The sequence below is a fragment of the Pseudomonas sp. H26/SER47-MNA-CIBAN-0231 genome (assembly GCF_040310465.1).
Taxonomy (GTDB): domain Bacteria; phylum Pseudomonadota; class Gammaproteobacteria; order Pseudomonadales; family Pseudomonadaceae; genus Aquipseudomonas; species Aquipseudomonas atacamensis.
On record NZ_JBEOPW010000002.1, the window covers coordinates 42,896 to 54,106 of the forward strand.

Consider the following 11,211-nt stretch of genomic DNA (forward strand, 5'->3'; position numbering starts at 1 on the left):
TGGGAGCGAGCCTGCTCGCGAAGAGGCCGGTTGTCTCACCACACATTTTTGGATGAACCCATGCTCCAACTGATCCTCGGCGGCGCCCGCTCCGGCAAGAGTCGTCTGGCGGAAAAACTCGCCAGCGACAGCCATCTGGCGGTCACCTACATCGCCACCAGCCAACCGCTGGACGGCGAAATGAACCAGCGCGTCGCCCATCACCGCGCACGCCGCCCGGCTGAATGGGCGTTGATCGAAGAACCGCTGGAACTGGCCCGCGTACTGCGCGAATCCGCCGGCGCCGAGCGCTGCCTGCTGGTCGATTGCCTGACCCTGTGGCTGACCAATCTGCTGATGCTCGACGACGCCAAACGTCTCACCGCCGAGCGTGAAGCCTTGCTCGACTGCCTGGCGTCGTTGCCGGGTGAAATCATTTTTGTCAGCAACGAGACCGGAATGGGTGTCGTGCCGCTGGGCGAATTGACTCGCCGCTATGTCGATGAAGCCGGTTGGCTGCATCAAGCTCTGGCCGAGCGTTGTCAGCGAGTTGTCCTGACCGTCGCCGGCCTGCCCCTGACTTTGAAAGGACCTGCGTTATGAGCCCGACCTGGTGGCTGAACCCATGCAAAACCGTGAATGCCGAGATCTTCGCGCAAGCGACCGAGCGCCAGCAGCAACTGACCAAACCGGCCGGTTCGCTGGGGCGCCTTGAATCGGTGGCCGTGCAACTGGCCGGTCTGCAAGGTCAGCTCAAGCCAACGCTGGATCAAGTCTGGATCGCGATTTTCGCTGGCGACCATGGCGTGGTAGCCGAAGGCGTATCGGCTTATCCGCAGGAAGTTACCGGGCAGATGCTGCTCAACTTTGTCAGCGGCGGCGCGGCGATCAGCGTGCTGGCGCGTCAGCTCGGTGCGCAGCTGGAAGTGGTCGATCTGGGCACGGTGAACCCGGCGCTGAATCTGCCCGGCGTGCGCCATCTGAACATCGGCGCGGGAACAGCGAACTTCGCTCAGGGCGCAGCGATGACTCAGGCGCAGGGCGAATCGGCCTTGCAGGCCGGTCGCGACAGTGTCTTGCGCGCGAAAGCCGCCGGCACCCAGTTGTTCATCGGTGGCGAAATGGGCATCGGCAACACCACGGCGGCCAGTGCGCTGGCCTGTGCCTTGCTCGATTGCCCGGTGGCGCACCTGACCGGTCCCGGCACCGGGCTGAATGCCGCTGGCGTCAGCCACAAGGCACAGGTGATCGAACGCGCGCTGGCGCTGCATGCCGCGCAGCGTGGCGATGCCTTGCAGACGTTGTTCAATCTCGGTGGGTTCGAGGTTGCCGCGTTGGTTGGCGCCTATCTGGCCTGCGCGCAGGAAGGCATCGCGGTGCTGGTTGACGGCTTTATCTGCACGGTCGCGGCACTGGTCGCGGTGCGCTTGAATCCGGCCTGTCGTGAGTGGCTGTTGTTTGGCCATCGCGGTGCCGAGCCGGGCCATCGTCATGTGCTGGAAACCTTGAGCGCCGAGCCGCTGCTCGAGCTCGGCCTGCGCCTGGGCGAAGGCAGTGGCGCGGCGTTGGCAGTGCCGTTGTTGCGTCTGGCCTGTGACCTGCACGGGCAAATGGCGACGTTCGCCGAAGCAGCCGTGGCGGATCGCCCGGCATGAGCCTGCGCCTGGATCTGCTGCGCCATGGCGAAACGGAACTCGGCGGCGGCTTGCGCGGCAGCCTCGACGATGCGCTGACCGCAACCGGCTGGACGCAGATGCGTGCAGCGGTAGTCGACGGCGGGCCGTGGGATCGTATCGTCAGTTCGCCATTGCAGCGCTGCGCGCGCTTCGCAGCTGAACTCGGCGAGCAACTGAATCTGTCCGTGCATCTGGACAAGGATCTGCGGGAACTGCATTTCGGCGCGTGGGAAGGGCAGAGCGCGGCGGCATTGATGGAGACGGATGCCGAAGCGCTGGGGCTGTTCTGGGCTGATCCCTATGGCTTCACGCCACCGCAGGGGGAGCCGGTCAGCGCGTTTTCTGCGCGGGTGTTGGCGGCGGTTGCGCGATTGCACGCGGCTTACGCCGGCGAACGGATTCTGCTGGTCAGCCACGGCGGCGTGATGCGCTTGTTGCTCGCGCAGGCTCGAGGTCTGCCGCGGGAACAGTTGCTCAATGTCGAGGTCGGCCACGGCGCGCTGTTTGCGCTAACGGTCACTGCGGACGGCGCGCTCAAGGAAGGTCACTGAGATGTTGCCGCTGTGGATCGCCTTGCAGTTTCTCAGCAGCCTGCCGATTCGCCTGCCGGGCATGCCTGAGCCGCAACAGCTTGGCCGTTCGCTGCTGTTTTATCCGCTGGTGGGATTGCTGTTCGGGCTGATCCTCTTCGCGTTGAATCTGTTGTTGGCCGGCGCGCCGTTGTTGCTGCATGCGGCGCTGTTGCTGACCGTGTGGGTATTGCTCAGCGGCGCGCTGCATCTCGATGGCCTGGCCGACAGCGCCGATGCCTGGCTCGGCGGTTTTGGTGATCGCGAGCGCACGCTGACGATCATGAAAGATCCGCGCAGCGGGCCGATTGCGGTGGTCACGCTGGTGCTGGTGTTGTTGCTCAAATTTGCCGCGCTGCTGGCACTGATCGAACAAGGGGATACCCTGGCGCTGATCATCGTGCCGGTGCTCGGGCGAGCGGCGCTGTTGGGGTTGTTTCTGACTACGCCGTATGTGCGTGCGGGTGGCTTGGGTCAGGCACTGGCCGATCATCTGCCGCGCACAGCGGGGTGGTGGGTGCTGGGGTTGAGTGCCTTGGGCTGCGTGTTTATCGCCGGTTTCGGCGTGGTGCTGATTTCGCTGGTCGGGTTTGTCTGGCTGCGGCGTTTGATGATGCGGCGGTTGGGCGGGACTACCGGGGACACGGCGGGGGCGTTGCTGGAATTGCTGGAGATGGGGGTGTTGGTGGGGCTCGCTTTGGTCTGAAGGATTTGCGGAGATGATGCCGGCCCCTTCGCGAGCAGGCTCGCTCCACCTTCGAAATGCAATCCCCTGTGGGAGCGAGCCTGCTCGCGAAGGCGGCCTCACCGGCAACAATGATGTTCACAGTAAACTCATCTGTAACTTGATTTAACACACTCGCGGGTATATACACGCATCATGCTTCCTTCTCAGTGTTTGTGCACCAACCTGCGTCGCGCCGCGCGTGGCGTCAGCAGGCATTACGACGGCGCTCTCGACGGCTTCGGGATCAACGTTGCCCAGTATTCTCTGCTGTGCAATCTGCAGCGGCTGGAGCAACCGAGCATTTCCGAACTGGCTGAGGCCATGGGCCTGGATCGCAGCACTCTCGGGCGCAATTTACGTGTGCTGGAAGGCGAAGGTCTGGTGGCGCTGGCCGAAGGCGAGGACATGCGCAACCGCATCGTGCGCCTCACTGAAACCGGCGTGCAGCGCCTGGCAGCGGCACTGCCGGCGTGGGAAGCGGCGCAACAGCGGCTGATCGACCGGCTCGGTGCCGAGAAGCGCGAAACCTTGCTCAAATTGCTCGACGAACTGGCCTGACGGCGGTTTTTTCGAGCTCAAGCGGGTATATACCCGCGACTGGAGAATAACAATGACAACGATGTGGCGTACGTGCGGTTGGGTGTTGCTGGGGAGTGCGCTGATCCTGGCGTTGTCATTGGGCGTGCGCCACGGGTTCGGTCTGTTCCTGTCGCCGATGAGCGCGCAGTTCGGCTGGGGCCGCGAAGTGTTTGCCTTCGCCATCGCCCTGCAAAACCTGATCTGGGGCCTGGCGCAACCGTTCACCGGCGCGCTGGCTGACCGCTTCGGCGCGGCGAAAGTGGTGCTGGTCGGTGGGATCCTCTACGCGGCGGGCCTGGTGTGCATGGGCCTGTCTGATTCGGCAGTGACTCTGTCACTCAGTGCCGGCCTGCTGATCGGTATCGGTCTTTCGGGCACTTCGTTTTCGGTCATTCTTGGTGTTGTGGGTCGCGCTGTGCCGCCAGAGAAACGCAGCATGGGCATGGGGATCGCCAGCGCCGCCGGTTCGTTCGGCCAGTTTGCGATGTTGCCGGGCACGCTCGGTTTGATCGGCTGGCTCGGCTGGTCGGCCGCATTGCTGGTGCTAGGCCTGTTGGTGGCGTTGATTGTGCCGCTGGTGAGCATGCTCAAGGACAAGCCGCTGCCGGTGCTTGGCCATGAACAGACTCTTTCCGAAGCGCTGCGTGAGGCCTGCTCGCACTCCGGTTTCTGGCTGCTGGCGTTCGGCTTTTTTGTCTGCGGTTTTCAGGTGGTGTTCATCGGTGTGCACTTGCCAGCGTATCTGGTCGATCAGCATCTGCCCGCCAGTGTCGGCACTACGGTGCTGGCGTTGATCGGGCTGTTCAATATCTTCGGCACTTACACCGCTGGTTGGCTCGGTGGCCGCATGTCCAAACCGCGGCTGCTGACAGCGTTGTACCTGCTGCGCGCGGTGGTCATTGTGCTGTTCCTTTGGTTACCGGTGACGACCACGTCGGCTTATCTGTTCGGCATGGCCATGGGCTTCCTGTGGCTGTCGACGGTGCCGTTGACCAACGGTACGGTGGCGACCTTGTTCGGCGTGCGCAATTTGTCCATGCTCGGTGGCATCGTCTTTCTGTTCCATCAGCTCGGCTCATTCCTTGGCGGCTGGCTGGGCGGGGTGGTGTACGACCGAACCGGGAGTTATGACTTGATCTGGCAAGTGGCGGTTCTCTTGAGCCTGCTCGCGGCGGCGCTGAACTGGCCGGTGCGCGAGCGTCCGGTGGCGCGCCTGCAAGCTGCGGCGAGCGCAGCATGAGCCGGATCTGCGCGCGGGTCGTTGTTGCCGCACTGGCTGCTGCGCTGTTGGCGCTGGTGTGGTGGGGCTGGCAACGCGGCGGTCTGGCGCTGATGCAGTTGGGCATGAGCATTTGCTAGATGGCAGCGCGGCGAGTAACGTCGAAGCCTGATGACTGCCCAAGGAAATTCGACATGTTGATGCGCTGGTGTGCTGTTCCCGCGTTGCTGATGGCGTTGACTGGCCTGGCCCAGGCCGCGGATTGTCCTGAGCTGCTGCAAGGCTCGCTGCCCAAGTTGCGCGCCAAGGAATCCATCGATCTGTGCAAGCAGTACGCCGACAAGCCGCTGGTGGTGGTCAATACCGCCAGCTTCTGCGGTTTCGCCTCGCAGTTCGAAGGCCTCGAGGCGCTGAACAAGCGCTATAAGGATCAGGGGCTGGAAATGCTCGGCGTGCCGTCGAATGACTTCAAGCAGGAGTCCAAGGACAGCGCGGAAACCGCCAAGGTCTGCTACGCCAATTATGGCGTGACCTTCAACATGACCGAGCCGCAGAAGGTTCGCGGCGATGACGCCACGCATCTGTTTCAGGTGCTGGCCGCGCAGAGCAATGCGCCGAAGTGGAACTTCTACAAGTATGTGGTCGACCGGCAGGGCAAGGTCGTGGCGAGTTTTTCCAGTTTGACCAAACCGGATGATCCGGAATTTATTGCGGCGATCGAAAAGGCAATTGCCTCCAAACCGCTGAAGCCCTGATTAACGCTGTTCTCTGTGGGAGCGAGCCTGCTCGCGAAGCGGTGTGTCAGTCAGCAAATCAACATCTGACATACCGCCTTCGCGAGCAGGCTCGCTCCCACAAGGGTGATGTTGTCGTTCCAGTGAAAAATTACAGACATGAAAAAGCCCCGCCTCTGTAAAGAGAGCGGGGCTTTTTGGTGGGCGAGGGGTTAGCCTCGCCACGGTGCATCAGAAGCGGTAAGTCGCGCCGACACCGAAGCCGTTTGCCGAGTTTTCATACTTGGCATCGTAAGTCTGGCCGCGCGCGTTTTCGTTGCGGATGTTGACCGACTCTTCTTTCAGGTACGAGTACGCGACGTCGATGGTCAGGTCGTCCGTCGGGCTCCAGCCGGCACCGATACTGAAGATGGTGCGGTCGCCAGTCGGGATACGCGGCGAGCGGTCTTCGTTATTGGTTGGCGATTGGTCGAAGGTCAGACCGGTACGCAGTACCCATTCCTTGTTCAACTGGTACGAGGTACCCACGGCATAGGCCCAGGAGTCATGCCAGTTCTGGTCTTCGTTGATCGAACCGAACTGACCGGCCAGCAGAGGCTGCACGCCGGAGTTCTTCACGGTGATCTTGTCCAGCTGGCTCCAGCGGGTCCAAGTGGTGCCGGCGTAGACGTTCCAGCGATCGTTGATCGCCTGGGTGACCGACAGGTCCACGGATTCCGGCGTGGTGATCTTCAACGAAGCGTCGTACTTCTGGTTGGCGCCAACGCCCACCAGCGCCAGAGCGTTGTAGTTGACCTTGGTGTCGCCTTCGAGCTTGTAGTCGACCTTGGAGTGATAGGTCAGGCCGACACGGGTGGTGTCGGTGGCCTGGACCAGCAAGCCGACGTTGTAGCCCAGCGCGGTGTCGTCACCCTTGATCTTGACCTTGCCGTCCGGCAGTGCCTGGGTGATCGACAGGTTGGATTCCAGCGAGCCGTCGATGCGGTTGATGGTCGGGCCGAAACCGATCGACACCTTGTCGTTGAAGGCGTAGCTAACGGTTGGCTGGAAAGTGATGACTTGCACTTCGGACTTGCTGCCGAAGTAACGACCGGCGAAGCCGTTTTCGTAATCCGTGATCAGACCGAACGGCACGTACACACCGAGGCCGAATGCCCAGTGATCATCGATCGGTTTTACATAGAAGCCCATCGGTACGGCAGTGAGGGGCACCATGTCGCCTTTGTTGCTGCCGCCGTTCGGGCTGGAGCTGGTATCGCTGATATCGGTATGCGCGTCGACCAGGGCGACGCCGCCGGTGACTTGTTCGCGCTTGATGCGCGCCATGCCGGCCGGGTTGCCATAAACAGTGCTTGCGTCGTCGGCAGAAGAAGATCGCCCGGCAAAACCAGTCCCCATCCCACTGATGCTTTGTTCGTTGAGGGCAAAACCTGCCGCGAAGATTTGTGTGGAGGCAAGGGTAACGGCGAGGCTAAGGGTGGTTTTGAGCATGACTTTTTTCATTATTAGAACTCCTGGTGATCACCGGGGCGAAAATTACCAACATTTTCGTCCCAGCGCTATAGCTTGTAAGCCTTGAGTTAGAGCGGTTTTGTAGGACAATCCGACCAAAATGGCGACTTGTTGCGAGAACTTGTGAAACCGCCCGGTCAGCAAGCGACCTGATTCAACGGTGAAACACAGGTTTGCCAGGCATAGGTGAAGTCGCGCAAACGGCCTTGCGGTTGAAAGGTCTGGCGCCAGATGCGCGCCATGCCGAGCAGGTCGGTCGGAGCGGGGAGGATGGGGTTCTGTTCTTCTACCAGCAGCCAGGCGATGGCCGTGGCGTAACGCAGGTTGACGGTCAGTTCCAGATGCGGGCCGCTGAGGAACGCATGCTGACTGGCGAGGCCGCGCACCAGGCTGGCGCGCTCCGGATCGAGCGCCAGATAATCATCCCAGAGGGCCTGATGCCGATGCTCGGCAATCCGGTAGAGGCCATGGCCACGGCGGTCATGCAGGGCAGACCCGAGGGCGGACTGGCTGGCGGCGATACCCAGCAGCAGGGATTCGGCAGTTGCGCAGTGGCGTCCCAGATAAATCAGCGTGGGACGGATCACATAGCGGCACAGTTCGCTGGCAGCGATACCCATAACACCCTCGGTTCTTGTTGTTGAGGGCGAGTCCTGAAGGGGCCTTGGCAGCAGTGGATCGACTCAGGCTCGCCGCAAGCGGGTCAAGCCGCTTGAGTTGAAGTGTAGTGTCATATTCAGCGTGTAAAGGTCTGTTTTTAAAATATTTCCGCCATCGCATCCCGGGCGTTAGATCGGAACATGCTTAGAAGCGCAGCGCTAAAAGTGAAATATCAGGCAATAAAAAGCCCCGCTTTTCAGCAGGGCTTTGCTTTTGCAGCCTGTCCGGCTTTCAGGCAACCAGTGCCTGACGGGTACGCTCGATCACGGCCTGCAGCGGTTCGGCGCTGGAGTATTGATCGGGGTACAAACGCTCGCTGTGACGAGCGATGCCGTGTTCATTGACCACGGTGAAGCTGAAGCAGCCTTTGCGAGCGGCCATGATCAGGCAGTTCATTGGAGCAAAAGCATTAGTTAGGGTGCGAATGGCATCCTGAGTCTGGATTTGAGTAGACATAGTTATTAGGTGTTCCTACAAATGACACGGATAAGAACCGTGCAACGTTAAAACGTTCCAGTAACGTTGATCACCATTGATCGAACGAAGAACCCGACTGGAACAAAGCAGCCAGTTTGAAGCGCTGATAAGTGAGCGCGCTTGGGCTGGCAGGTAGGTACTTAGGAGGACAGGCATCACAGCGAGGGCAAAGGTTCTGGGCCCGGGGTGAAGATCCTGATCAATTTGCAGGTTGGTTCGGTCAGAGTAAGTGTTCTTCGCAACGCCCTTTGTTTTCGTTCAAAGGCAGCGTCGTCGCAAGATTTACCTGGAAACCATCGAGGGGTCGTTCCCGCTTTTTTCGGCAGTGTCTTCCTGTTGGAAGTTGACCGTGGGGAGATGTTCGACCGGAATTGACTTTCAGCTTGGTACTAACGCCGCGGATAGTAACGGATCCGTTCGGGCGAAGCAAACCCCATGACCAAAAAAAGGGTCACAGAGAAAGGTCGTGTCGCACCGTCCGTCGGCGTGCATGCTTTTCGCAGAGCCTTTCGGTCGGTCGCAGCTGCGCAAAATGACCCGAAAAAGCGCACGCATATAACCGGCTCACAGGTACTTGTGCACATTAGTTGCGCAGAGCGTAACGCAACTGTCACATCGATCCTGACTCCAGTCGCTGCCTGTATCAAAAGTTTAAGTCAATGAAAAATATCGTCTTTTTTTGTTGGTGAAAAAATCGTCAGTTTGACTGCGAGCCCCATTCCATAAGGCTTTGCGAGGATCACAGAGCGGTTGTCCACTGACTTATCCACAGCTTCTGTGGATTGTCCCTAGCGCTTGCTCTAGGACGGGCGTGCCGGGTTTTTTTCGACTTTACCTGTAAGAAAAAGAGAGTAAAGTGGCGCGCCTTCCGATCTGTCCCGCAGTGCTTTATGAAGTTTCGCTCAGTATCAGACTCTGTTACCTCCAACCCGACCTCTGTTACCGCTCCCAAGCGTTTTTCCGTGCGTGTGGCCGAATGGCTGCTCGATGCGCCGCGCCTGAGCGACAGCCCCAGCGCCAAGCACATCGCCGGCCGTCTGCTCAAGCAACCGGCCCGAGAAGGCGTGGTCGCCGCACAAAGCCGCCTCGGCCAATTGATTTGCCGGGAGTGCGGCAATGCCCGTGACCGGCGTATCGGTCAGGAGCTGCTGCGTCAGGCCGCCCGCGCCGGTGACCGTCGCGCGCAGCAGGAACTCGGTCTGATCGAAGACTGAGCTGTCCAAGCCCTGACACCTTGGTTAACCTTCAGGCTTTATCCGATTGGCAGGAGTCGCTATGGCTATGGACTTGACCAGCGTATTGCTCGGTCTGGCGGCGGCAGGGTTGCCGCTGTTGGCGCTGGCCTGGCAACTGCAACGCCGGGCCAGCAACGCCCAGGCCGATCTGGCCTTGCTCGAAGAGCGCCTGGCCATGGCGCAACTGGCCCAGGACGGCCTCACCGCGCAGCTTGAAGCGAGCCGCGATGAAATCGCCGATCTCGGCCAGGCCAATGCCGCCAAACAGGCAGACCTCGCCGCGCTGCGCCGCGAAGTTGAATTGCTGCAGATCGAGCGCGACGACGCCCGCGACGCCTCTCACGCCTGGAACCTCGAACGCGCCAACAAGGATGCTGAGTTACGCCGCCTCGACGCCCACGCTGCCTCGCTGAGTGCCGAACTTCGCGAACAACAGGAAAGCCATCAACAACGTCTCAACGACCTGCAAGGCTCGCGCGATGAGTTGCGTGCGCAATTCGCCGAGCTGGCCGGCAAGATCTTCGATGAGCGTGAGCAGCGCTTTGCCGAAACCAGCCAGCAGCGGCTCGGGCAGTTACTCGATCCGTTGAAAGAACGCATCCAGTCCTTTGAAAAACGCGTGGAAGAAAGCTATCAGGCCGAAGCCCGCGAGCGCTTCTCGCTGGCCAAGGAGCTGGAGCGTTTGCAGGCATTGAATCTGCGTTTGAGCGACGAAGCGACCAACCTGACTCGCGCGCTCAAGGGCCAGAAAACCCAGGGCAATTGGGGCGAACTGATCCTCGAGCGCGTTCTTGAGCATGCAGGTCTGGAGAAGGGCCGCGAGTACCAGACCCAGGTCAATCTCAAAGGCCCGGACGGCGAGCGCTTCCAGCCCGATGTGATCATTTATCTGCCCGGCGACAAGCAAGTCGTGGTCGACTCGAAAGTCAGCCTCACCGCGTATCAACAGTATGTTGCGGCAGATGACGAAACGTTGGGGCAGGTCGCGATCAAGCAGCATGTATTGTCGCTGCGCAATCATGTCAAAGGTCTGGCCGGCAAGGATTACAAGCGCTTGGAAGGCCTGCACAGCCTCGATTTCGTTTTGTTGTTCGTACCGATCGAAGCGGCATTTTCCGCTGCGCTGCAGGCTGAGCCTTCGCTGTTTCAGGAAGCCTTCGACCGCAATATCGTGATCGTCAGCCCGACTACGCTGCTGGCCACGTTGCGGGTGATCGACAGTCTGTGGAAGCAGGAGCGGCAGAGCCAGAACGCCCGGGAAATCGCCGAGCGCGCGGGTTGGCTGTACGACAAGTTCGTGTTGTTTATTCAGGATCTGGACGAAGTGGGCAATCGTCTGCAGCAACTGGACAAGGCTTACAGCTCAGCGCGCAACAAGCTGACAGAGGGGCGCGGTAATCTGGTCAGCCGCAGTGAGCAGTTGAAGTTGCTCGGTGCGCGGGCGAGCAAGAGCTTGCCGGCGGATTTGCTGGAGCGGGCGATGACGGATGTTGATGGGTTGGTTGAGTTGCCTGAGTAGGCGTCGTTTTTTGGGCTGATTTTGGGGGCATATCCGTTGCTGCGGTGATGGCGGCTGGCGGTTTCGCCCTTACGGCGACTCACTTTTTTTACAAACGCCCGGAATGCCGGCCCAGTAAAAAAATAAGCAAAAAAACGCTTGCTCCTACGTTCGGCCCTCGCAAGCTCGGGTTCCTTCGCTCCGGGATCAATCCGCTCAGCCTTCCGACGTCGCCGGTGAATCAAGATCAAAAGCACTCGAGCTTGCGCTCATTGTGTAGGAGCTGCCGAAGGCTGCGATCTTTTGCTTTTGCTTTTCGGTGGGAGCGAGCCTGCTCGCGAAGGCG

The 11,211-nt window shown here is 60.4% G+C and carries 13 protein-coding genes; 10 read left to right on the forward strand and 3 right to left on the reverse strand.

Going from position 1 to position 11,211, the window contains the following annotated elements:
- The first annotated feature begins 60 nt into the window (after positions 1 to 60).
- From cobU to AAEZ10_RS03090, 8 genes are all read left to right on the forward strand, one after another.
- Complete coding sequence (gene cobU / locus AAEZ10_RS03055) at positions 61 to 582, forward strand: bifunctional adenosylcobinamide kinase/adenosylcobinamide-phosphate guanylyltransferase (protein ID WP_122747459.1); 522 nt, start codon at positions 61 to 63, stop codon at positions 580 to 582.
- Positions 579 to 1,634 carry a nicotinate-nucleotide--dimethylbenzimidazole phosphoribosyltransferase gene (gene cobT / locus AAEZ10_RS03060; protein WP_350567604.1) on the forward strand — a complete coding sequence of 352 codons (1,056 nt, stop codon included), beginning with the start codon at positions 579 to 581 and terminating at the stop codon, positions 1,632 to 1,634. The genes cobU and cobT overlap by 4 nt, the downstream gene beginning before the upstream one ends.
- A complete protein-coding gene (cobC, locus tag AAEZ10_RS03065; protein ID WP_350567607.1) occupies positions 1,631 to 2,206 on the forward strand; it encodes an alpha-ribazole phosphatase family protein in 576 nt (191 codons plus the stop codon). The genes cobT and cobC overlap by 4 nt, the downstream gene beginning before the upstream one ends.
- 1 nt (position 2,207) lies before the next feature.
- Positions 2,208 to 2,930 carry an adenosylcobinamide-GDP ribazoletransferase gene (locus tag AAEZ10_RS03070; protein ID WP_350567610.1) on the forward strand — a complete coding sequence of 241 codons (723 nt, stop codon included), beginning with the start codon at positions 2,208 to 2,210 and terminating at the stop codon, positions 2,928 to 2,930.
- A gap of 174 nt (positions 2,931 to 3,104) precedes the next feature.
- Positions 3,105 to 3,509, forward strand: coding sequence for a MarR family winged helix-turn-helix transcriptional regulator (locus tag AAEZ10_RS03075; RefSeq protein ID WP_016773714.1), 405 nt, complete (start codon positions 3,105 to 3,107; stop codon positions 3,507 to 3,509).
- A gap of 52 nt (positions 3,510 to 3,561) precedes the next feature.
- Positions 3,562 to 4,770, forward strand: a complete 1,209-nt coding sequence (locus tag AAEZ10_RS03080) for an MFS transporter (RefSeq protein ID WP_350567613.1) — start codon at positions 3,562 to 3,564, stop codon at positions 4,768 to 4,770.
- Positions 4,767 to 4,889, forward strand: coding sequence for a hypothetical protein (locus AAEZ10_RS03085; RefSeq protein WP_016773715.1), 123 nt, complete (start codon positions 4,767 to 4,769; stop codon positions 4,887 to 4,889). The genes AAEZ10_RS03080 and AAEZ10_RS03085 overlap by 4 nt, the downstream gene beginning before the upstream one ends.
- A 54-nt stretch (positions 4,890 to 4,943) precedes the next feature.
- Positions 4,944 to 5,504 carry a glutathione peroxidase gene (locus tag AAEZ10_RS03090; RefSeq protein ID WP_350567616.1) on the forward strand — a complete coding sequence of 187 codons (561 nt, stop codon included), beginning with the start codon at positions 4,944 to 4,946 and terminating at the stop codon, positions 5,502 to 5,504.
- A 210-nt stretch (positions 5,505 to 5,714) separates the two neighbouring features.
- On the opposite strand, the gene AAEZ10_RS03095 is transcribed toward AAEZ10_RS03090, so the two are convergent.
- From AAEZ10_RS03095 to AAEZ10_RS03105, 3 genes are all read right to left on the reverse strand, one after another.
- The gene (locus AAEZ10_RS03095; protein ID WP_056783953.1) at positions 5,715 to 6,986 is read right to left on the reverse strand and encodes an OmpP1/FadL family transporter; all 1,272 of its coding nucleotides are present in this window, start codon (positions 6,984 to 6,986) and stop codon (positions 5,715 to 5,717) included.
- A gap of 146 nt (positions 6,987 to 7,132) precedes the next feature.
- Positions 7,133 to 7,615: a hypothetical protein gene (locus tag AAEZ10_RS03100; RefSeq protein WP_073472662.1), complete on the reverse strand. Its 483-nt coding sequence runs from the start codon at positions 7,613 to 7,615 to the stop codon at positions 7,133 to 7,135.
- 271 nt (positions 7,616 to 7,886) lie between these two features.
- Positions 7,887 to 8,111 (reverse strand): hypothetical protein, encoded by a 225-nt coding sequence (locus tag AAEZ10_RS03105; RefSeq protein ID WP_016773719.1) that lies wholly within the window; start codon positions 8,109 to 8,111, stop codon positions 7,887 to 7,889.
- Positions 8,112 to 9,022: 911 nt separating this feature from the next.
- Here AAEZ10_RS03105 and AAEZ10_RS03110 point away from each other — a divergent pair.
- Complete coding sequence (locus tag AAEZ10_RS03110; protein ID WP_073472660.1) at positions 9,023 to 9,346, forward strand: SEL1-like repeat protein; 324 nt, start codon at positions 9,023 to 9,025, stop codon at positions 9,344 to 9,346.
- 175 nt (positions 9,347 to 9,521) lie between these two features.
- Positions 9,522 to 10,886, forward strand: a complete 1,365-nt coding sequence (locus AAEZ10_RS03115) for a DNA recombination protein RmuC (protein WP_350568237.1) — start codon at positions 9,522 to 9,524, stop codon at positions 10,884 to 10,886.
- Positions 10,887 to 11,211: the final 325 nt, after the last annotated feature.

Coding starts and splice junctions, on each gene's coding strand:
- cobC (WP_350567607.1), top strand. CDS start 1,631: ATGAGCCTGCGCCTGGATCTGCTGCGCCATGGCGAAACGGAACTCGGC.
- AAEZ10_RS03080 (WP_350567613.1), top strand. CDS start 3,562: ATGACAACGATGTGGCGTACGTGCGGTTGGGTGTTGCTGGGGAGTGCG.
- AAEZ10_RS03110 (WP_073472660.1), top strand. CDS start 9,023: ATGAAGTTTCGCTCAGTATCAGACTCTGTTACCTCCAACCCGACCTCT.
- AAEZ10_RS03100 (WP_073472662.1), bottom strand. CDS start 7,615: ATGGGTATCGCTGCCAGCGAACTGTGCCGCTATGTGATCCGTCCCACG.
- AAEZ10_RS03070 (WP_350567610.1), top strand. CDS start 2,208: ATGTTGCCGCTGTGGATCGCCTTGCAGTTTCTCAGCAGCCTGCCGATT.
- AAEZ10_RS03085 (WP_016773715.1), top strand. CDS start 4,767: ATGAGCCGGATCTGCGCGCGGGTCGTTGTTGCCGCACTGGCTGCTGCG.
- AAEZ10_RS03075 (WP_016773714.1), top strand. CDS start 3,105: ATGCTTCCTTCTCAGTGTTTGTGCACCAACCTGCGTCGCGCCGCGCGT.
- cobT (WP_350567604.1), top strand. CDS start 579: ATGAGCCCGACCTGGTGGCTGAACCCATGCAAAACCGTGAATGCCGAG.
- AAEZ10_RS03095 (WP_056783953.1), bottom strand. CDS start 6,986: ATGAAAAAAGTCATGCTCAAAACCACCCTTAGCCTCGCCGTTACCCTT.
- AAEZ10_RS03090 (WP_350567616.1), top strand. CDS start 4,944: ATGTTGATGCGCTGGTGTGCTGTTCCCGCGTTGCTGATGGCGTTGACT.
- AAEZ10_RS03105 (WP_016773719.1), bottom strand. CDS start 8,111: ATGTCTACTCAAATCCAGACTCAGGATGCCATTCGCACCCTAACTAAT.
- cobU (WP_122747459.1), top strand. CDS start 61: ATGCTCCAACTGATCCTCGGCGGCGCCCGCTCCGGCAAGAGTCGTCTG.